Genomic DNA, 21,748 nt, shown 5'->3' on the forward strand with positions numbered 1-21,748 from the left:
TTTCGTTTTTCCGTTTGCAAGGATAGCCGCTGATGGTTACCGCAGCGATCTTCATCTGCCTGCTCGTACTGATGCTGCTGCGCGCACCGATCGCCGTGGCGCTCGGGCTCTCGAGCGTCGTCGCCCTGTTGATGAGCGATATCAGCCTGGAAATGGTGGTGCAGCGCATGCTGTCGACCAACAATTCCTTCCCGCTTCTCGCCATTCCCTTCTTCATTCTCGCCGGCGAGATCATGTCCATCGGCGGCATGTCACGCCGCCTTGTCGCCTTCGCCAACGCGTTGGTCGGTCACCTGACCGGCGGGCTTGGCGCGGTAGCCATTCTCGGCTCCAGCTTCTTTGCAGCGCTTTCCGGCTCGAACGCGGCAACGGTCGCCGCCATCGGCGGCGTGCTGAACCAGCCGATGGCGGAAAAGGGCTATCGCCCGTCCTTCACCGCGGCAACGATCGCGGCAGCCGGCGTCACCGGCATGATCATCCCGCCGAGCATCCTGCTCATTCTCTACGGCGTGGTCACCGGCGTTTCCATTTCCGACCTGTTCCTGGCGGGGCTGATGCCGGGTATCGTGATCTGTATCAGCCTGCTCATCCTCAACCGCTTCCTGGCGGTCAAGGAGAACATCGCACTGCAGCCCTATGAGGGCGTCGGCGAGATCGCCCGGCAATTCCGCTCCGCCTTCCTGCCGCTGATGATGCCGGTGATCATCCTGTCGGGCATTTACGGCGGCGTTTTCACCCCGACCGAGGCGGCGATCGTCGCCGTGCTCTATGGCCTCGTCGTCGGTCTGATCTACCGCGAGCTGACGCTTGCCGCGCTCTACACCGCCTTCCGCCGCGCGGTCTTGTCCTCCGCCGTCGTCATGTTCATCATGAACGCTGCCGGCATCTTCGCCTGGACGATCACCATCAACCAGATCCCGCAGAGCATCTCGCTCTGGCTCTCCGAAATCGCGGGCTCGCAGATCGTCTACCTGTTGCTGGTCAATGTCTTCCTGCTCTTCGTCGGCTGCCTGATGAACGCGGCGGCCGCGATCGTCATCTTCACGTCGATCCTTTATCCGGCGGCCATGAGCTTCGGCATCGACCCGGTGCTCTTCGGCATCATCATCTCGGTGAACCTGTCGATCGGCACGGTCACGCCGCCGCTCGGCGTCGACCTGTTCATCGCCTCCGCCATCACCAAGGTCTCCATGGAACGCATCGTTGCGGCCATCTGGCCCTATATCCTGGTGCTGCTCATCGATCTCCTCATCATCACCTTCTTTCCGCCGCTCTCGACCTTTCTTGTCAGCGTCTTCTCCTGAATTTCCGGACCCTTTGAAACATGACTGAACCCGCCAAGACCGAAAAACCATGGGCCGCGATCAACAGCGGCGTCATCCGCGCGCCGATCGGGACCGAACATCTCGGCCATGCCGTCATCGACCCCTCCGGCGCCTTCGAGGCGGGATCATACGCATCCTTCACGCTCACCTATACGGCGGGCACGTTCGGTATTGACGATTCAGGCAGTCTCAGGGTCTGCTTCCGCTTTGCCTCCGACCAGAGCAGCCCGCAATTCGATGATCCAAAGGCCGCCAATTACTGCACGGTGGAGGCCTCGAATGGCGCCGTGCTGCAGGTCCGCTTCGATCCCAAGGGCAATGTCCGCCCATGGGACCGGACCATCTGGATCAAAGTGGTGAAAGGTTACCTGCAGGAGGGCGACCACATCACCATCCGCTTCGGCGTCACCGACCACGGCGGCCCCGGCATGCGACTTCAGACCTTCTGCGAGAAGAATTTCGAATTCCGCGTTCTGGTCGACCCGATCGCCACCTTCAACTTCCAGACGCTTCCGGTCCAGCCTTCGATCTCGATCGTGCCGGGAGCCCCGGAGCGCTTCGCCGCCGTTCTGCCGACGCTCAAGCGCCCCGGCGAACGTTTCACTCTGAAGGTCAGAGGCGAGGACAAGTGGGACAATCCCTCAAACCGCTGCAACGCGGTCTTCACCGTGGAAGCCGAGGGCAGGATCGAGGGTCTGCCGCAAACCCTGACGTTGGGCGAGGGCCCCTATGCCTTTGAGATCGGAGACCTCGTCTCTCCCGAACCCGGCAAGGTCGCGATCACGCTGAAGGACGAGAGGGGCAATGTCGTGGCCCGGTCCAATCCGCTGATCATCGAGGACCGGCCGCTGATGCATTTCTGGGGCGACATGCACGGCCAGTCTGGAGAGACCATCGGCACCGGCTCGGCGGAGGAGTATTTTGCCTTCGCCCGCGACCGCGCCTTTGTCGATGCCTGCGGCCATCAGGGCAATGACTTCCAGATCACCGACGCCTTCTGGGAGGAACTGAACGCCATCACCGCCCGCTTTGACGCCCCCGGCGAGTTCGTTGCGATGCCCGGCTATGAATGGTCGGGCAACACCGCGCTTGGCGGCGACCGCAACGTCTTCTTTCCGGAGGAAGGCCGCATCATCCGACGATCGTCCAAGGCCCTGATCGAAGGCGGCGCGGATACCGACTGCGTGACCGCCGGCGCGCTTTTCGAATCGCTCGCGAGAAACGGCGAATTCGATGTCGTCTGCTACGCCCATTGCGGGGGACGCTACGCCGACATTGCGCTGGCCCATGACGGAAGGTTCGAGAAATCCGTGGAGGTTCATTCCTCATGGGGCACGTTCGAGTGGCTGCTGCAGGATGCGCTCAGGCTCGGTTACCGTGTCGGCGTTGTCGCCAATTCCGACGGCCACAAGGGGCGACCGGGCGCAAGCTATCCGGGCGCGGGCAAATTCGGCGCGATCGGCGGGCTGACCTGTTTCCTGACACCGGAACTGAGCCGTGAGGCGCTGCTTGATGCCATGCGCAAACGCCATCACTACGGCACGAGCGGCGGTCATAGCGGCCGCATGGCGATCGACCTTGCCATAGGTTTTGACCGGCCCGCGACGCTTTATCACGACGACCCGAAGCTTGGACCAACTGAGGGCATCGCCGCCAGAACCGCGATGATGGGCGACATCATTCACCTGCCCGAGGGCGGCGCGAGGCTTTCCGTCAGCATAGCCGCGCGCGCGCCCGTTCTCCGGGTCGACCTCTTCAACGGCCTCGACCATGTGGAGACGATCCGCAACTACCGGCAGGAAGACCTTGGCAAGCGCATCCGCATACGCTGGGAAGGCGCGGAATATCGCGGCCGTTTCCGCCAGGTCGTCTGGGACGGCAAGGCCATGCTTTCATCGAACAGCATCGTCTCGGCATCACCGCTCAATTTCTTCAACCACGACAAGACGGTTGAACTGACCGGACCGCGCGATGTCAGATGGAAAGCCCAGACAACCGGCAATTTCGGCGGCGTCGACCTGGTGTTGGAAAACGAGACGGACGGCGCGCTTGCAATCGAGACGCCGCTGGTCAGCGCCGAGATTCCCATCTCGGAAATCGGTTATGACGGCGTCATCTTCGACAAATCCGGCGAACTGCCGCGTTTTCTCTCCGTAACGCGGCTGCCCGATGCCGGTATTGCCGCGGAGATTGCCTTCACGCGCGAACTCGACATCCGCCCCGAAGGCGACAATGCCTGGTATCTCCGCGTCGAACTCGAGGACGGCACCTGCGCCTGGACCAGCCCGGTCTACCTCTTCCGCGATTGACCGCGTGGCGTTCTGCGGGACCCTTCCGATCATATGTAGCTGCCGAGACGTCAATTGAGGCAGAAATGGCCGGGCGAGACTTCGCTGTAGTTCTGCTTTTTCGCTGCATAGTCAAGCGGACGGATCGGGCTTTTCAGATCATCGACCTGTCCGCCGCGCTTCATGCCGAGACGGGCGGGATCGGGGATCGGCACGGCCTGCATCAACTTGCGCGTGTAGGGATGCTGCGGATTGGAGAAGACGGCATCGCGCGGGCCGATCTCGACGATTTCGCCGAGATACATCACCGCCACCTGATGGCTGACGCGTTCGACCACGGCCATGTCGTGGGAGATGAACAGGAAAGCGATATTCATGCTCTCCTGCAGGTCGAGCATCAGGTTGATCACCTGCGCCTTGATCGAGACATCGAGGGCCGACACGCTTTCATCGGCAATGATCACCTTCGGATTGAGCGCAAGCGCGCGGGCGATGCAGATGCGCTGGCGCTGGCCGCCGGAAAACTCGTGCGGATAGCGTTTCGCCATATCCGGCGTCAGGCCGACCTTGTCGAGAATGTCGGAAACCATGTCGCGGGCTTCCTGCCGTGTGCCCAGTCTGTGTTCGAGATAGGGCTCGGCAACCGCCTCGCCGACGGTCATGCGCGGATTGAGGCTTGCGAAGGGGTCCTGAAAGATCATCTGCACCGACTGGCGCAGCTTGCGCATCGAGCGTCCGTCATAACCAAGCACGTCTTCGCCATCGACCAGCACCTCACCGCTGTCCGGTTCAAGCAGACGCATGATGGCGCGCCCGGTCGTGGATTTGCCGCAGCCGGATTCTCCGACAAGCGAAAGGGTCTCTCCGGCATGAAGCTTGAACGACACATTCTCCGCCGCATGCACACGCCCGCTCAAGCGCGAGAAAAGGCCGGAATGGATGTCGAACCGCACCGACAGGTTCCGCGTTTCGAGAACCGGCCTTTCGGCGCGCGCGACCGTGTCCTTTGACACGGCGGCAGGCGTGATGTCGCCGGTCTTAACATCGGTAATCGGAAAACGCTCCGGCAGCTGCGTGCCGGACATCGAGCCGAGCACCGGCACGGCCGACAGCAGGGCGCGGGTATAGGGCTCGCGGCTGTTGGCGAAGATATCGCTGGTCTTTCCGCTTTCCACCTGCTCGCCGCGGAACATCACCACCGTGCGGTCGGCAATCTCCGCTACCACACCCATATCATGGGTGATGAACAGGACGGAGGTGCCCTCCTCCTCCTGCAGGGTCTTGATCAGATCGAGGATCTGGCCCTGAATGGTGACATCCAGCGCTGTCGTCGGCTCGTCGGCGATCAGCAGTTTCGGGCGGGCGGCGAGCGCCATGGCGATCATCACCCGCTGGCGCATGCCGCCGGAAAAGCGGTGCGGATATTCATCGAAACGGGATGCGGCAGACGGGATACGCACCTTTTCCAGAAGCCGGATCGTTTCGGCGCGCGCTTCCTTTTTGCTCACATCGCTGTGGCAGCGGATCGCCTCGGATATCTGGTCGCCTATGGTGAAGAGCGGATTGAGGCTCGTCATCGGCTCCTGGAAGATCATCGAGACATCGGCCCCGCGGGTGGCCCGCATCTCCCTGTCGGAAGCCTGCAGCAAATCGCGGCCATCCAGAAGGATGCGGCCTTCGACGCGCGACATGTCGCGCGGCAGAAGCCCCATGATCGAAAGCGACGTCACGCTCTTGCCCGAGCCGCTTTCGCCGACGATCGCGAGCGTCTCCCCCGGCATCACGTCGAAGGAGACATTGCGGACAACGCTGCGCCAGTCGCCTTCCGCATAGAAGGAGGTGGTCAGGTTCTGTACCGACAGAACCGGCGTCATCTGGCTGACATTCGTGTTTGGCTGATGTGTCATTTTGCAGTCCCCTTCGTCGTCTTCCGGTCCTCAGTCAGGCCATTTGAGCAAGCTGTCGAACCGGTGACGGCTCAGGTCTTCAATCGGCGTGGCGATGATGTCGTTGGAGCGCTGGGCACGGTCCAGCTCCTCGCCGAGACGGCGTGCCACGATTTGTTCCTGACCGGGATGCAGGTTGCACGGGTCGAGATAGAAATACTGATGCTCGGCCTCATGATCGCGCACGATGATCGGCGGATCGCCGGCGGCAAGCGCTGCGGCCAGATCCCATGCGGTGATCCGTGCCTCGGTGGGATCAATCATGACCTTGAGGCGATCAAGCGGATTTTTGGTCGGATCGGGATCGATGACCGGATTGATGCCCGGCCGACCGTCAAGCGTATCCTTCCAGAGGTCGAGATAGCTTTTCTCGCGGGCGCGAATGCCCTCGTGATCGCGAACCTCCCAGGCTTCAAGCGCGGCCATGACACCGAAAATGCTTTCCTTGCCGACCTTCATGCCACGGCCAATGCCGTAGTTCTGGATATAGGCGTTGCGAACCATCTCCTTGGCGCCCGCGACAATGCCCGTGGTCGGGCCGCCGAGGAACTTGTGGCCGGAATAGAGCACCACATCCGCACCAGTCGCGAGAAAGCCCCGGAGGTCGTATTCCGACGCCGCATCGACGATCACCGGTACGCCGCGCGCATGGGAGATCTCGACGAATTCGCTCAAGTGCAGGAGGCCGTAATCGACCACGTGATGGGAGACGACATAGACGGCCGCCGCCGTGTTCTCCGTGATCGAGTTTTCCAGATGGAAGCGATGGGTCGAGGTCGCCTGGCCGATCGGAACCACCTTGCCGCCGGCAAGACGGATCGCCTGATCCACGGGCGCTCCGTAATTGACGATGTGGCCGACCTGCACGATAACCTCTTTTCGGGTCGTCGTCGTTTCGGGCAGGCGTTCGACGGCCAGGAGATCAGGACCGGTAATGGCGCCGGCGACGGCGAGGCTGATGCCGGAGGAGCAGGATGCCGTAACAAAACCCGTTTCCGCGCCGGTCAATCGCGCGATGACTTCGCCGGCCTTTCGCTGCAGGTCATTCATCTCGACGAACTGGGTCATGATCTTCGGCACGGCCGCGACGGCCTCGGGCACCGCGATTGATGCACCGAGACTGGTCATGGTGCCCGAGACGTTGATGACGGGGCGCAAACCAAGCGATTGCCTGATATCTTCACTCATTGAAAGTCTCCGTGGATTTGCCGACAGCGCCCGGCGCTGCTCGACAACTGTATCGTAATAATGCAATATCGCCCCGAACTGAGGAACGATCATGACCGAGACGAACGACACCGGCTCCGTTGAGAAAACGGCGTCTGCCCCTGAAAAAAAGACAAAAAGAACCCGTGTCAGCGGCATAGACCGTGTTCTTCAGATCATCGATCATCTGTATGAAACCGGAGAACCGGCCGGCGGCTACGCCATTGCCAAGGCGATCAAGGCTCCGCTTTCGACCATCTACACGATCACCGAGGACCTGGTTGAAAAGGAAGTGCTGACCCGCGCCCATGACGGCACTCTGTGGCTCGGCCCCCGTCTTTACAATTACGGCATCGCCTATGCGCGCTCCGTCGATTTCATGCGGGTGGCCACACAGGAAATGCATGACCTTTGCCGCCGCGCGGGCGAAACCGTGCAGCTTTGCGGGCGCGACGGCCACCACATGCTGGTCATGGCCATGGCCGACGGGCCCAGCCATTTCCAGGTCATGTCGCGCGTCGGTTCGCGCATTCCGCTGAACTGGACCGCGTCCGGCCGGCTTCTGGTCGGCCACATGCCGGAAAAGGACCGCATCGAGCTGTTCAAGCGCGGCGCCCGCGCCTCGCCGACGGGACGGGCAACCATCGACCCGAAAGAACTGTCCAGCGCGGCGGCGATTGCCTTTGACAACAGGCTTTCGGTTCAGGTCGGTGAGTCCGACTATTCCGTTGCCTGCATCGCCTCGCCGATCTGCAATGCTGCGGGGGAGTGCACCGCGACGATCTCCATCGTGCTGCCCGAGCAGAAGGCGACGGCGGGCGACGTGCCCTTCGGCGACTATGTCCGCGATTCGGCGGAACGTATCGAGCGGTTGATGGGATGGCGCGAACACTAGGTCTCAGTCCTTCAGAGCGACAATCGCTTCGATTTCAACAGTGATGTTGTTCGGGAGCGAACCAAGGCCGACCGCCGAGCGTGCATGAATGCCGGCCTCGCCGAACACCTCGATGAAGAGATCCGAGCAACCGTTGATGACGGCCGGATGCCGGGTGAAATCAGGCGCTGCGTTGACCATGCCGAGGATCTTGACCACATGCTTGATGCGGTCGAGGTCACCCAGCGCATCCTGCATCACGGCCAGAAGATTGAGCCCCGTCAGCCTTGCATGCTTGTAGGCTTCTTCGACGGTCACGTCGCCGCCGACCTTGCCGTAATATTGCGAACCATCCTTCTCGCTCGGCCCCTGCCCTGACAGATAGAGGATATTGCCCTCCTGCTTGTAGGCCGCGAAGTTGGCGATCGGCGGCTGCGCTGGCGGGATCTCGATGCCGAGCGTCGCAAGACGTTCAGCGACGCTCGCCGCTTCGCCTTTCTTGATTGCGGATGTCTGGGACACGAAAACTCCTGTACTTTCAAAATGTGGTGGCTGGCCGCTCGTTTGGTCAGCGAAATGCATAATTCTGTCCGTTGTAACCGGCACGCCATGTGCCTGGCGTGTGACGCGACGCCTTGACGGCCTTCGTGCCGATAACGGCATAGGCCGGGTCGAACAGGCGCGTCATATGCGCCGGGTCGCCGTTGGAATCGACCACGTCCAGTTCTTCATCAATGAGGTTGAAGATGGTGAACTCGGCGCGTGCGCCGGGGGCCAGCAGGTTCTCCATCGGCAGGCCGATCACGGCGGCCGGCGCGTGGGTGACGGCGTCGACAATCTTGTCGAACGGCATGCCGACCGACAGCAGTTTCGACATGGTGGTCGCCATATCCCAGACCGCGCCGTTCAGAGAATGGCCGTGGAGATCGGTCGAGATCGAAAACGGCATCAGCCCGCGTTCAATCGCCGCCTCTGCAACCTTGAAGGAGAAGGACGCGCCGCCATGGCCGATATCGAGGCGCACGCCCTCGCCGGCGCAGCGTTCGGCCAGGTTGAAGAGGTCTTCATCCTCCATGATCGAGGAGCCGAGCTTGCCGTTGAAGCAATGGGTGATGATGTCGCCGGGGCCGAGAACCTCGAGCACGTCCTCGTAAAGCGCGGGCGGCTCGCCGACATGGACCATCATCGGGATTTTCAGGATCTTGGCGATCTTCTTGCCGAGCTTGACCGGCGTAATGCCCCATGAGCCGGTGATGACGTGGCTGGCGCGCACCTTGATGCCGATGATGTGCTCGCGGTTTTCCTCGTAGCACTGCAGGATGCGATCGAAGTCGACATCCTTGATGTCACGCAGTTCGGGTACGCGGTTGCAGGCAACCAGCCCGATGGAACCGAGATTGAGGAATGCCTTCACGCGTTCCACCGACGGTTCGATGATGTATTCACGGAAGCCGTGGAAATTGGCCTCGCCTGCGGAACCGGCATCGACCAGCGTGGTCACGCCGCGCTCGACGCCGCATTGCGACGGCCTGATCGAGATATCCGTGCCGCCATGCCAGATATGGACGTGAAGATCTGTCCAGCCCGGCGAGATCCATGCGCCCGCGCCATCGATAACCGCCATGCCTTCGCTGACCGGCAGACCAGGTCCGGTGGCAGCGATCTTTCCGTCAGCGCCGACGGCAATGTCGATCAGGCCTTCCGGTGTACCGGCCCCGAAAGAAACCGGGCGGACATTGCGGATCAGCATGGGTGAACCAGTGTTTTCAAGCGGCATTTTCTTATAGGTCCTTTTTCAGGCGGGGATCCAGCATGTCGCGCAGGCCGTCGCCGACGATCTGGAGAGAGAGAACGGCCAGAATGATGGCCAGCCCCGGAAACAGCGTCATCCAGTCGGCCGCCCCCAGATACTGACGCCCGGCGGCAATCATCGTCCCCCAGGTCGGCACTTCCGGACTGACGCCGAGGCCGAGGAAGGAGAGGCCGGCTTCGGCGAGAATGGCATTGGCAAACAGAAAGGTCGCCTGTACCAGAATGGGCGAAACCAGATTGCGCAGCACATGCCGGGTCATGATGTGGCCGGTGGAGATGCCCATCGACCGGGCGGCTTCAACGAAGGGGAGCTCGCGCAGAACGAGGGTCGAGGCACGCACGATGCGGGCAAGCCGCGGTGCATAGACGATCGACAGCGCGACAATCACCGTCATCAGCGAGGGGCCGAGCGCGGCGACCAGCGCGATTGCCAGCAGAATATCGGGAAACGCCATCATGGCATCGATGAGACGGGCGATCGGCGTGTCGAGATGTCTGAAGAAGCCCGCGATCAGACCAAGCGTCACGCCGATGATGGTGGAGAGCGCGACGACGGCCGCGCCGACGAGAAGCGAGAGCCGTCCGGCAAAGAGCGTGCGGGCGAAGACATCGCGGCCGAACTCATCCGTGCCGAACCAGTATTCGGCGCCGGGCGGCGTCAGACGGTTGGCAATCGACAGCTTGTAGGCCGAATGCGGCGTGATCCAGGGCGCGAGCGCGGCGAGGGCGACAAAGATCAGCAGCACGATCAGACCGAATGCCACGCTCTTGCGCTTCAGAAGCTGCCGGATGAATTTCGCCCGTTCACTGCCGGGGCTTGCGACGGTTTGAGTATCGGCCATCAGTAACGCACCCTCGGGTCGACGAGCAGGTAAAGCATATCGATTGCAAAATTGATGAGAACATAAAGCCCGGCGATGACCAGCAGCGCGCCCTGGATGACGGGATAGTCGCGCCGGAGCACGGCCGAGACCACAAGGCTGCCGACGCCGGGAAGCGCAAACACCGTCTCGGTCACCACCGCCCCGGCAACCAGCACGGCCGCCGTCAGCCCGAGAACCGTGAGGATCGGGATCAACGCATTCTTCAGCGCGTGCTTCAGCACCACGCGGCCTTCGGCAAGTCCCTTGGCGCGGGCGGTACGGATATAGTCATCATTGAAGACATCGAGCATGGCCGCGCGGGTAAACCGCAGGATCAGCGCGGAGGACACCACGCCGAGCGATACCGCCGGCAGGACCAGATGATGCAGCCGGTCCCAGAAGCTGGCGCCGGGTCCGCCATAGCCCGAGACGGGAAAGAAGCCGAAACGCACCGCAAACACCTGAATGAGAATGAGGCCCAGCCAGAAGCTTGGTACGCTTGCCGCCGTCATTGCCACCACGGTTGAGGCCTGGTCGACAAAGGAGCCACGCCGGTAGGCGGCATAGATGCCGACCGGCAGCGCGATGACGGCCGCGAGCAGAAGCGAGAACATCGTCAGGAAGAAGGTCGGCTCGGCGCGCTGTGCCAGCGCCGTGGTCACCGGGATATTGAGGAAGATCGAGCGCCCGAGATTACCCTGCAGCATCTGCCCGATATAGATGACATATTGCTGGAGGATCGACTGGTCGAGACCGAGCCGCGACCGCAGTTCGGCGATATCCTGCGGCGTCGCATCCGGCCCGAGCATCACGGCGGCCGGATCGCCGGGCGTGACGCGCACGATGACGAACACGATGGTCACCACCAGAAACATCACGACGATCATTCCAAACAGGCGTTTGAGAATATACCGGATCATGAATTCGTTTTCCTGTTTCGGCAGCCCGGCCGGGCCGGGACGGTACGGTCTTCAAAGGGCATTGTCTTCGATCACGCCTTTCAGCCAGTGATACGAGGCCTTGGGGATGCGCTGCAGCGTCGGATAGTCGACATAGACGAGCCCGAAACGCTTGGAATAACCGCGCCCCCATTCAAAATTATCCATCAGCGACCAGGCGAAATAGCCGCGCACATCATGGCCTTCATCGATCGCATCGAGCAGCGCGCCAAGATATCTGTCGAAATAGCGGATGCGGTCATTGTCGATCACCGTACGGTCGGATCTCAGCATATCAGGATAGGACGCGCCATTCTCCGTAATATAGATGACCGGCTTGCCGTAGCGGTTGCTGGTGTCGCGGATCTGCTCAAGGAAGGCGTCCGGATCGACGAGCCAGTTGACGTCGGTGAGCGGCCCCATGCCCGACGGCGGCATGACCTCGGAATAGCCCAGCGTGGCATTCGGATTGGGCGCGACGAAAACCGGATTGTAGTGGTTAAGCCCGAAGAAATCGAGTTTCTGGCTGATCTCCTCCATGTCGCCGGGCTTTATCAGCGGCTCGATCTTTTCGGCAATCGGATCGGGATAGGTGCCGAGCCACAGCGGGTCGACCATGACGCGCCGCCACATGCAGTCACCGAAAACGCGCGCCTCTTCATGGGCGGCATCGTCATAGTGCGGGCGGACGGGTCCGAGCGAGACGATATTGCCGATTTCGGCATCCGGCGCTTCGGCACGCACGGCGGACACCGTCTTGCCGTGGGCGAGATTGAGATTGTGGATCGCCTGAAGGCAGGCGTCGTAATTCTGCTTGCCCGGCGCATGGCGACCGAGATTATAGGCAACCCACGGAATGACGTTCGGCTCGTTGATCGGCGCAAAACGCTTCACCCGGTCGCCGAAACGGCGGATGACCTCGGCAGCATAGTCACCGAAGATCTTGGCGGTCTCGCGCGAACGCCAGCCGCCGGCCTCCTCGATCGGCACCGGCATGTCCCAGTGGTGCAGACAGATCCAGGGTTCGATGCCCTCATGCAGCATCAGGTCGATCAGCCGGTCGTAGAAATCGACGCCGAGCTGGTTTACCTGCCCCTTGCCTTCGGGGAAGATACGCGGCCAGGCGGTCGACAGCCGGAAGGCCTTGACGCCGAGCCCGCGCATCAGCGCAACATCTTCGGGATAGCGGTGATAGTGGTCGCAGGAAATATCGGCGGTATCGCCGTTCACGATATTGCCCGGCACTTTCGCGTAAGTGTCCCAGACGCTGGGCCCGCGACCATCAGTCTCGGTCGCGCCTTCGGTCTGATAGGCGGAGGCGGCAGCCCCCCAGAGAAAATCGGGCGGAAAGTTTCGGGCCATCAGTCAGCTTTCGGAAAGGGGGACCGGTGACGCAGTAGCTGCAGTTTCCGGTTAACTTGAAATTCGGCAAAGGGTGTTCCCGGCAGGAAAGCCGGAAACACCGTTATTTTCGCGAGGGAGTACGGCTTACTTGCCGTTTTCCGTGCTGACATTCCAGAAGTAGGGCCAGGGCGAAGGCTGGAAGTCTTCCAGCGTCACGGCTTCGGCGCTCAGCGAGTTGAAATCGCCAACCTTGAAGACGGGCGCGTCTTCATAAAAAGCCTTCTGCACCTCGGCGAAGAGTTCCTTGCGCTTTTCCGGATCGGCTTCCGCCAGGAAGGGATCGGTTACCGCATGCTTGGCCTCAGATGCCCACCAGCCCGGATAGTCGTCCGACATCCAGCCGTTCAGCGCCGGCTCGGCCGGGAACGGACCATGGGTGATGAAGATATCCCACAGAGCCGGATCGGCACGACGCTGGGTCAGCGTTGCCCAGTCATAGACTTCCAGCTCGACCGGGAAGCCCGCCATTTTCAGATATTCGGCGGCAACCTGAGCCATCTTGTAGTGGAACTCATACTGGCGACTGGTCAGGATACGCAGCGGGCTGCCATCATAACCGGCTTCCTCGAGCATTTCCTTGGCCGCCATCGGATCGGCATCGCCATAGCGCTCGATACCGTCCTCGGTATGCCAGACATAGCTGTCAGGATAGAGCGCGCCGTTGACGGCGAAAAAGCGCGGATCGCCAAAGGCGGCGAGCAGCATGTCTTCCGGGTTCAGCGCTTCCTGAACAGCATGGCGGATGCCCTTGTTGGTCATCATGCCTTCTTTGGTGTTCATGACGAAGACCGGCGCGCCGTAAGGATCGAGCACGACCGGAACGGCCTGTTCGGAGTCTTCGATGCGGCTGAAATTCTCGGTCGGCAGCGATTCGGCAAAGTCGAACTGGCCGGAGACGATGCCTTCAAGGCGCGTATTGGGATCGGAAACCGGAACAAACCGGATCTCGTCAAGTACCGCTTCGCGCTTGCCGCTAAAGCCATTGGCCGGCTCGGAACGGGCAGCGTAGTCATCGAAACGCACAAGCTGGATATACTGGTCGGGGCGGTGCTCCTTCAGCATATAGGGGCCGGTTCCGATGAATTTCGTCAGCGGTTCAGCGAGGTTCTCCTTCGGCATGATGACAGCAGCCGAATTGTTGAAGGCCAGCAGCGACATCAGCGGCGCATAGGGTTCGCTGAGGACGATGCGGACCGAATTATCACCGGTTGCCGTGACTTCCTGAATGTACGGCGCGGCTTGCTTGCCACGCGAAGCAATGTCCATCCAGCGCTCGATCGCTGCAACAACGTCACTGGAATCCATGGTCGTACCATCATGGAACGGTACGTTTTCGCGCAGCGTGATGTCATAGACCGTGCCGTCCTCCGAAATCTCCGGCGCAGTCGCGGCGAGCAGCGGCACGACATTCCACTGGTCGTCATAGGTAAAGAGCGTCTCGAAAATGTGCTGGGTGGTCATGCCGACAACGTCGGCTGTCGATGCCATCGGGTCAAGCGTCGGCGGTTCGCCGATCGTAGCGACATCAATGATGCCATCGGCCAGAGCCGCTGCCGGAGCGAGCGGCAGGATCATGCAGGTTGCAGCAAGCAGCATTCGTTTCATCATGAGGCAGTTCCCTTCGGTTTATTCCGTTATAAAAGAATAACAGTTATTATTATGATATTAGTGAGCAACTCGTTTCGGCTGTCAAGACCCGGCTTTTCTTTTCTGTCGAAAATGCCCGCCGTCGGGCTGCCTTTCCGGCTCGGTGTCCCCCTGCAGGCGGGATCACCGGCGGCGCGGAGCAAGCCGCGGAAGTGCCGGATTCTTATAACAAAGATACAACTTGTATACATGTATATACAAGAATATCTCTACGAGTTAATCCGGGCTTTTTTGGTCGCAGATAATGAATGTTCGAAGACGGGGCGCGGACATCTCCTGACCCTCGGCAGGGAATATCCGACCTCCGCGAACCAGCGGAACCTTCAGAGACGTGAAGCAATGTGTGACAGGAAACGAGCCGGCATTATTGGGGGCGGGAGCGATCAACCGCGCGATGTTCCGGCGTTGCAGACTTCCACCAATCGAAAGTTCGTTCTTGTGCTGATTTTCACCATCGCTGGAACAGAGATTTCCAGGGGCAGCGCGCTCGGTTTTTTGGTTCACCGCATGTTGAAATTTCCCGGCTCTGATCACGATGGCGGGCACACTCGACCCGACGCCCAGACTCAGGAACATGACCATGGACGGCACGGCTGACTTGCCCGTCATCGCGTTGATCGCCAATATGCCAGGGAGGCGGTGAACGGGGAGCGCCATTTGCGAAGACCTGGCCAACCGGCGAACAATCAGCCCATGCTGGGGCGTGATTGCCGCTTCGGGGCCAGATGCACGCAAGTCGGCTGAGGTCCTGTAGAAACCGCAAAAAGCGGCTCTCGGGTGAAATAGTCATGATCGAAAAACTGGACATGTTCATAACGCTGGCGCGGGAGCAGCATTTCGGTCATGCGGCGGAGGCCTGCGGCGTTTCGCAGCCGGCGCTCTCGGCATCCATAAAGCAACTTGAAGAGCAGCTGGGCGTGCTTCTGGTGTTGCGCGGCTCCAGGTTTCAGGGACTGACGCCTGAAGGCGTGCGGGTGCTGGAATGGGCACGGCGGCTTGTCGGCGACGCTCGGACCATGCAGCAGGAGCTCGAGACCATGCGTCATGGGCTCAGCGGTCACCTGAAAGTGGCGGCCATACCCACCGCGCTTTCTTATGTTCCCGCGCTGACGGCGCCGTTTGTCGCGAGCAATCCCGGCGTGACCGTGTCGGTGTTGTCGCGGTCTTCATCCGAAATCCTGTCGCTTCTTGAAAATCTCGAAGTTGACGTCGGCATAACCTATCTCGACAACGAGCCGGTGGGAAAAGTCACACAGATCCCGCTCTACCGCGAAACCTATTGCCTGGTGACAGGCGCGGATACAGAACAGGCGGCCAGCAAGCGGATCACCTGGCAGGATGTCAGCCGCCTTCCGCTCTGCCTTTTGACCAAGGATATGCAGAACCGGCGGATTCTTGACGGGATACTGTCCGATGCGTCCGCCGATGTTGCGCCGACGCTTGAATCGGATTCGATTGTTACGCTGTTTGCCCATGTGCAGACCGGGCTCTGGTCAACCATCATGCCGGAAAGTCTGGCAACGACGTTTGCCATCGGCACGCTGAAGACCATACCGATTGTCGACCCGGTTGCAGGCGCCCGGGTCGGTCTTGTTGCCACCCACCGCGAGCCGCATGCGCCCCTGATTTCGGCCGTGTTGCGGCTGGCGCGGCATCTGTCCAAGACAGACAAACCTGAACCCTGAAGTCATCTATAAGCAAAAGCCATTGACTGACGGAACTGCGGCATTGATCAACCCGCCGTGGATATGACATTTTTCAAGTCAGGTTCTGCGGGAGGAGCGGCTTGATGAATGTGAATGTGCAACGGGAGGCGATTTCCGCACGGACAGTCGCGATCGTCGAAGACCATCTGCAGCGTGAAGCGCCGCTCCTGCCGATCTTGCACGACATACAGGCAGAGTTCGGCTATGTGCCGGAAACCGCATTGCGGCTTGTCGCCGACAAGCTGAACCTCAGCCGTGCCGAAGTGCATGGCGTCATGAGCTTTTACCACGATTTTCGCCGCGAACCCGCCGGTCATCATGTCCTGAAGATCTGTCGCGCCGAGGCCTGCCAGTCCATGGGCGGGGAGGCGCTGGCCGATGGTCTGCGCTTAGCCCTTGGCCTCGACTGGCACGAGACCACGGCGGACGGCAGGCTGACGCTTGAGCCGGTCTACTGTCTTGGTCTCTGTTCCTGCGCGCCGGCGGCCATGCTGGATGATGCGATCTATGGCCGGCTTGACGAAGCGACGCTGAAGGATGTCGTAGCGGAGGCCGGACAATGAAACCTGTCATTTTCATCCCTTGCGATGCCGCAGCCCTCGCCGTCGGAGCCGACAAGGTTGCGTCCGCCATTGCCGAAACGCTTGCCGCACGCGGGCTGTATGCCGAGATTGTGCGCAATGGCTCGCGCGGTCTGCACTGGCTGGAGCCGATGGTCGAAGTGCGCACCGACCATGGCCGCGTTGCCTATGGCCCGGTGAAGCCATCGGATGTCGAAAGCCTGTTCGATGCTGGTTTTCTCGATGGCGCGGAGCATCCGCTATCCCTTGGCAAGACGCGTGACCTGCCGTTCCTGAAGAAGCAGACGCGCCTGACCTTTGCCCGTTGCGGCGTGACCGATCCGCTGTCTGTCTCCGATTACCGCCGCTACAAGGGGCTGCGCGGGCTGGAAAACGCGATCGCCATGCAGGGTGCGGATATCGTTCAGGTGGTTACCGACAGCGGCCTTCGCGGCCGCGGCGGTGCCGGCTTTCCCACCGGCATCAAATGGGACACAGTGCGCAAGGCGGCAGGCGCACAGAAATATGTCGTCTGCAATGCCGATGAGGGCGACAGCGGCACCTTTGCCGACCGGATGATCATGGAAGGCGATCCCTTCGTTCTGATCGAGGGCATGGCGATTGCGGGCCTCGCGACGGGCGCGACCAAAGGCTATATCTACACCCGTTCGGAATATCCGCATGCGATTGCAACCATGCGCAAGGCGATTGAAGTCGCGCGGCGCGAGGGCATTCTGGGGCCGTCGGTGCTGGGTTCCGGACATGCTTTCGATATGGAAATGCGCGTCGGCGCCGGGGCCTATGTGTGTGGCGAGGAAACCTCCATGCTCAACAGCCTGGAAGGCAAGCGCGGCGTCGTGCGCGCCAAGCCGCCGGTGCCGGCGCTTGAGGGGCTGTTTGGCTGTCCGACCGTGGTCAACAATGTGCTGTCGCTGGCCTCCATCCCGCTGATCCTGGATCGCGGCGCGGATTATTACCGTGATTTCGGCATCGGCAAGTCGCGCGGCACTATGCCGATCCAGCTTGCCGGGAACATCAAGCATGGCGGGCTTTTCGAGACCTCCTTCGGGATCACGCTCAATGAGCTGATTTACGATATCGGCGGTGGCACGGCGAGCGGACGGCCGGTCAAGGCCGTGCAGGTGGGCGGCCCGCTCGGCGCCTATTTCCCGACGAGCCACTTCGACATCCCCTTCGACTACGAGGCCTTCACCGCCAATAACGGGCTGATCGGCCATGCCGGCATCGTCGTTTTCGACGACACGGCCGACATGATGAAACAGGCGCGCTTCGCCTTTGAATTCTGCGCGCTGGAAAGCTGCGGCAAGTGCACGCCCTGTCGCATCGGCGCGGTGCGCGGCGCGGAGGTGATCGACAAGATTGCCAGAGGCGCCAGTGTGAGCGAGCAGACAGCGCTGCTGGATGACCTGTGCAACACGATGCGGCTTGGTTCGCTTTGCGCGCTGGGCGGCTTCACGCCCTATCCGGTTTCAAGCGCGCTCGACCATTTCCCTGAGGATTTCGGACCGCGACCTCAGTCACAGACCCAACCGGCAGAAGCAGCGGAGTAGTGATATGTCCCTGATCAAGGAAATAGATTACGGCACACCGGCTTCGAAATCGGAAGAGACGGTTAGCCTGAAAATCGACGGCTTTGACGTCACGGTTCCTGCGGGAACCTCGGTGATGCGCGCGGCCATGGAAACCGGGATCGCCATCCCCAAACTTTGCTCGACCGATATGGTGGATGCCTTCGGTTCCTGCCGGCTCTGTCTGGTGGAAATCGAGGGCCGTCGCGGCACGCCCGCCTCCTGCACCACCCCCGTTACCGAAGGCATGGTGGTTTCGACACAGACCGACAAGCTGAAGACGCTGCGTCGCGGGGTGATGGAGCTTTATATCTCGGACCACCCGCTCGACTGCCTGACCTGCGCTGCCAACGGCGATTGCGAGCTGCAGGATATGGCCGGCGCCGTGGGCCTGCGCGATGTGCGCTACGGCTATGATGGCGATAACCACATGAAGACGCGCGACGGCCTTGGCGAGGTCAACGCACGCTACATGCCGAAGGATGAAAGCAATCCCTATTTCACCTATGATCCGTCGAAATGCATCGTCTGTTCGCGCTGCGTGCGCGCCTGCGAGGAAGTGCAGGGCACATTCGCGTTGACGATTGCAGGCCGTGGTTTCGAATCCCGCGTGTCGCCCGGCAGTCTCGGTGATGATTTCCTCGGCTCCGAATGCGTGTCCTGCGGCGCCTGCGTTCAGGCCTGCCCGACAGCAACGCTGCAGGAAAAATCGATTTACGATATCGGCCAGCCGGAACATTCCGTCGTTACCACCTGTGCTTATTGCGGCGTTGGCTGTTCGTTCAAGGCGGAGATGCGCGGCGAGGAACTGGTGCGCATGGTGCCCTACAAGGATGGCAAGGCCAATCACGGGCACTCGTGCGTCAAGGGGCGGTTCGCCTATGGCTATGCGAGCCACAAGGATCGTGTCCTGAACCCGATGATCCGCGAGAAGATCACCGATGCCTGGCGGGAAGTCTCCTGGGAGGAGGCGCTCGGCTTTGCCGCGTCGAAGCTGCGGGGTCTTCAGGCCGATTACGGGCGGGATTCGATCGGCGTCATCACCTCTTCGCGCTGCACCAATGAAGAGACCTTTCTGGTGCAGAAACTTGCCCGCGCCGTCTTCGGCAACAACAACACCGATACCTGCGCCCGCGTCTGCCATTCGCCGACCGGCTACGGCCTCGGTCAGACATTCGGCACGTCGGCGGGAACGCAGGATTTCGACAGTGTCGAGGACGTCGATGTCGCGCTGGTCATCGGCGCCAATCCGACCGATGGCCACCCGGTGTTCGGCTCGCGGCTGAAAAAGCGGCTGCGGCAGGGCGCGAAGCTGATCGTCATCGATCCGCGCCGCATCGATCTGGTCAAGTCGCCGCATGTGGCCGCAAGCCATCATCTGGCGCTGCGCCCGGGCACCAATGTGGCGGTCGTCACCGCCCTTGCGCATGTGATCGTCACCGAAAAGCTTTATGACGAGGCCTTTATCCGCGAGCGCTGCGACTGGGACGAGTTTCAGGATTACGCGGCCTTTGCCGCCGAACCCACCAACAGCCCGGAAACCGTCGAGGCGCTGACCGGCGTTCCGGCTGCCGCGGTTCGCAAAGCAGCCCGGCTTTATGCGACCGGTGGCAATGCGGCGATCTATTACGGCCTCGGCGTTACCGAACATTCGCAGGGTTCGACCACCGTCATCGGCCTTGCCAATCTTGCGATGATGACCGGCAATATCGGCCGTCGTGGCGTCGGCGTGAACCCGCTGCGCGGCCAGAACAATGTTCAGGGCTCCTGCGATATGGGCTCCTTCCCGCACGAACTGCCGGGCTATCGCCATGTCAACAATCAAGATGTCCGCGATATCTTCGAAAAGGCCTGGGGCGTGCCGATTTCGGATGAGCCGGGCCTGCGCATTCCCAACATGCTGGACGCCGCCGTCGATGGCACGTTCAAGGGGCTTTACTGCCAGGGCGAGGACATTCTGCAGTCCGATCCTGACACCAAGCATGTTTCCGCCGGTCTGGCGGCGATGGAATGCGTGATCGTCCATGATATCTTTTTAAACGAGACGGCGAATTACGCGCATGTCTTCCTGCCGGGTTCGACCTTCCTGGAAAAGGACGGCACCTTCACCAATGCCGAACGGCGCATCAACCGGGTGCGCAGGGTGATGTCGCCGAAGGCCGGCTATGCCGACTGGGAGGTGACGCAGCTTCTCGCCAATGCAATGGGCGGCAACTGGTCCTACAGGCATCCATCCGAGATCATGGCGGAGATCGCGGCGACCACGCCGAGCTTTGCCAATGTCACCTATGAACTGCTTGACGAAAAAGGCTCGATCCAGTGGCCCTGCAACGACAAGACGCCGGCAGGCACGCCGATCATGCATGTCGACGGCTTCGTGCGCGGCAAGGGGCGCTTCATCCGCACCGATTACGTGGCAACCGACGAGAAGACCGGCCCGCGCTTCCCGCTGCTTCTGACCACGGGCCGCATTCTCAGCCAATATAATGTCGGCGCGCAGACGCGGCGGACGGAAAATGTCGTCTGGCACGAGGAAGACGTTCTGGAAATCCATCCGCATGACGCCGAACTTCGCGGCGTGAAAGAGGGCGATTGGGTGAAACTGCAGAGCCGGTCCGGCGAAACCAGCCTCAGAGCGAAAATCACCGACCGGGTGTCGCCGGGCGTCGTCTATACCACCTTCCACCACCCGGCCACGCAGGCCAATGTCATCACCACGGATTTCTCCGACTGGGCGACGAACTGCCCGGAATACAAGGTGACAGCGGTTCAGGTCTCGCCTTCCAACGGGCCGACGGACTGGCAGGAGGAATATGAGAGCTTTTCAAGACAGGCCCGGCGGGTCGAGGCGGCGGAATAAAATGGCATGCTGCCGGCAAACAAGGCGGAGATGTCTTGTGGAGGACATGGCAAATGGCACCTGAAAAGCTCACCTATATGGCAAACCAGATCGCGGCCTTTTTCCGCACCCGCCCGCATGAGGAAGCGGTCGCCGGGGTGGCTGATCACATCAGCAAATTCTGGGAACCGCGCATGCGCACCCAGCTTTTCGAGATGCTGGAAAACCCCGACAGCGGGTTTGACCCGCTGGTGATAGAGGCCGGCGACCGCATCCGACCGGTGGCGAAGCACAATTGAGCGGATCAGGTCAAGGACCGCATGAACGACCTCGATCGCCGCCGCAAGGCCCGTGAGCACGCACTTGCATCCATAGAGGCGCCGGAGCCGGTCCTTTTCCACCCGTCGATGGCGGCACGCTATCGCGAGCAAGTTACAATGCTCATCGCTGGCTTGAGCGAAGCTGATCAGATGCTGGGCTCGAAGGAAGCGCTGCGGGACCTGATTGAGAAGATCGTTCCGACTCCATCAGAAGACGGAGCGGGTCTCGATATCGACCTTCATGGCGCGATTGCGGGGCTACTGCATCTCGCAACAGATATATCGGCGCAGAATAGCAAAAAGGCCTCACCCGGTAAGAGTGAAGCCTTTGATATGCTTGATAAAACAGTGTTGGTTGCGGGGGCAGGATTTGAACCTGCGGCCTTCAGGTTATGAGCCTGACGAGCTACCGGGCTGCTCCACCCCGCGTT

Annotated in this window: 17 protein-coding genes and 1 tRNA gene; 8 read left to right on the forward strand and 10 right to left on the reverse strand. The window is 61.1% G+C overall.

What is annotated here, in order from left to right; translation table 11 throughout:
* Positions 1-32 precede the first annotated feature (32 nt).
* Both GGR30_RS20260 and GGR30_RS20265 read left to right on the forward strand, forming a co-directional pair.
* Entirely contained in the window at positions 33-1,304 is a 1,272-nt protein-coding gene (locus GGR30_RS20260) for a TRAP transporter large permease (protein WP_183490509.1), read from the forward strand.
* Between the two features lie 20 nt (positions 1,305-1,324).
* On the forward strand, positions 1,325-3,634 hold the full coding sequence (locus tag GGR30_RS20265) for a PHP domain-containing protein (protein WP_210288122.1): 2,310 nt from the start codon (positions 1,325-1,327) through the stop codon (positions 3,632-3,634).
* A 50-nt stretch (positions 3,635-3,684) separates the two neighbouring features.
* On the opposite strand, the gene GGR30_RS20270 is transcribed toward GGR30_RS20265, so the two are convergent.
* A complete protein-coding gene (locus GGR30_RS20270; protein WP_246414058.1) occupies positions 3,685-5,520 on the reverse strand; it encodes an ABC transporter ATP-binding protein in 1,836 nt (611 codons plus the stop codon).
* A 30-nt stretch (positions 5,521-5,550) separates the two neighbouring features.
* Positions 5,551-6,747 carry an aminotransferase class V-fold PLP-dependent enzyme gene (locus GGR30_RS20275; RefSeq protein WP_183490512.1) on the reverse strand — a complete coding sequence of 399 codons (1,197 nt, stop codon included), beginning with the start codon at positions 6,745-6,747 and terminating at the stop codon, positions 5,551-5,553.
* A gap of 91 nt (positions 6,748-6,838) precedes the next feature.
* On the opposite strand from GGR30_RS20275, the gene GGR30_RS20280 reads away from it, so the two are divergent.
* Complete coding sequence (locus GGR30_RS20280; RefSeq protein ID WP_183490515.1) at positions 6,839-7,660, forward strand: IclR family transcriptional regulator; 822 nt, start codon at positions 6,839-6,841, stop codon at positions 7,658-7,660.
* A gap of 3 nt (positions 7,661-7,663) precedes the next feature.
* Here GGR30_RS20280 and GGR30_RS20285 read toward each other — a convergent pair whose 3' ends face one another.
* The 7 genes from GGR30_RS20285 to GGR30_RS20315 all read right to left on the reverse strand — a co-directional run bounded on the left by GGR30_RS20285 (position 7,664) and on the right by GGR30_RS20315 (position 14,960).
* Positions 7,664-8,221 (reverse strand): RidA family protein, encoded by a 558-nt coding sequence (locus GGR30_RS20285; protein WP_183490518.1) that lies wholly within the window; start codon positions 8,219-8,221, stop codon positions 7,664-7,666.
* Complete coding sequence (locus tag GGR30_RS20290) at positions 8,208-9,416, reverse strand: amidohydrolase/deacetylase family metallohydrolase (RefSeq protein ID WP_183490521.1); 1,209 nt, start codon at positions 9,414-9,416, stop codon at positions 8,208-8,210. Before GGR30_RS20290 ends, GGR30_RS20285 begins: the two co-directional genes overlap by 14 nt.
* Positions 9,417-9,420: 4 nt before the next feature.
* Positions 9,421-10,293, reverse strand: a complete 873-nt coding sequence (locus tag GGR30_RS20295) for an ABC transporter permease (RefSeq protein ID WP_183490524.1) — start codon at positions 10,291-10,293, stop codon at positions 9,421-9,423.
* Complete coding sequence (locus tag GGR30_RS20300; RefSeq protein ID WP_183490527.1) at positions 10,293-11,234, reverse strand: ABC transporter permease; 942 nt, start codon at positions 11,232-11,234, stop codon at positions 10,293-10,295. Before GGR30_RS20300 ends, GGR30_RS20295 begins: the two co-directional genes overlap by 1 nt.
* Positions 11,235-11,285: 51 nt before the next feature.
* A complete protein-coding gene (locus GGR30_RS20305; RefSeq protein WP_183490530.1) occupies positions 11,286-12,614 on the reverse strand; it encodes a GH1 family beta-glucosidase in 1,329 nt (442 codons plus the stop codon).
* Between the two features lie 126 nt (positions 12,615-12,740).
* On the reverse strand, positions 12,741-14,264 hold the full coding sequence (locus GGR30_RS20310; protein WP_183490533.1) for an ABC transporter substrate-binding protein: 1,524 nt from the start codon (positions 14,262-14,264) through the stop codon (positions 12,741-12,743).
* A 255-nt stretch (positions 14,265-14,519) separates the two neighbouring features.
* Positions 14,520-14,960 carry a hypothetical protein gene (locus tag GGR30_RS20315; RefSeq protein ID WP_183490536.1) on the reverse strand — a complete coding sequence of 147 codons (441 nt, stop codon included), beginning with the start codon at positions 14,958-14,960 and terminating at the stop codon, positions 14,520-14,522.
* A 131-nt stretch (positions 14,961-15,091) separates the two neighbouring features.
* Here GGR30_RS20315 and GGR30_RS20320 point away from each other — a divergent pair, with 131 nt between their 5' ends.
* The 5 genes from GGR30_RS20320 (at position 15,092) to GGR30_RS20340 (ending at position 21,296) form a co-directional block, all read left to right on the forward strand.
* Entirely contained in the window at positions 15,092-15,988 is an 897-nt protein-coding gene (locus tag GGR30_RS20320; protein ID WP_183490539.1) for a LysR family transcriptional regulator, read from the forward strand.
* A 104-nt stretch (positions 15,989-16,092) separates the two neighbouring features.
* Positions 16,093-16,572, forward strand: a complete 480-nt coding sequence (locus GGR30_RS20325; protein ID WP_183490541.1) for a formate dehydrogenase subunit gamma — start codon at positions 16,093-16,095, stop codon at positions 16,570-16,572.
* A complete protein-coding gene (locus tag GGR30_RS20330) occupies positions 16,569-18,140 on the forward strand; it encodes a formate dehydrogenase beta subunit (RefSeq protein ID WP_183490544.1) in 1,572 nt (523 codons plus the stop codon). The genes GGR30_RS20325 and GGR30_RS20330 overlap by 4 nt, the downstream gene beginning before the upstream one ends.
* A gap of 4 nt (positions 18,141-18,144) precedes the next feature.
* Positions 18,145-21,018: a formate dehydrogenase subunit alpha gene (gene fdhF / locus GGR30_RS20335; protein WP_183490547.1), complete on the forward strand. Its 2,874-nt coding sequence runs from the start codon at positions 18,145-18,147 to the stop codon at positions 21,016-21,018.
* A gap of 53 nt (positions 21,019-21,071) precedes the next feature.
* Positions 21,072-21,296: a formate dehydrogenase subunit delta gene (locus GGR30_RS20340; RefSeq protein WP_183490550.1), complete on the forward strand. Its 225-nt coding sequence runs from the start codon at positions 21,072-21,074 to the stop codon at positions 21,294-21,296.
* A 373-nt stretch (positions 21,297-21,669) separates the two neighbouring features.
* Here GGR30_RS20340 and GGR30_RS20345 read toward each other — a convergent pair.
* Positions 21,670-21,746: transfer RNA gene (locus tag GGR30_RS20345), tRNA-Met, on the reverse strand.
* Positions 21,747-21,748 lie beyond the last annotated feature (2 nt).

Source organism: Martelella radicis (assembly GCF_014196625.1).
GTDB classification, from domain to species: Bacteria; Pseudomonadota; Alphaproteobacteria; order Rhizobiales; family Rhizobiaceae; genus Martelella; species Martelella radicis.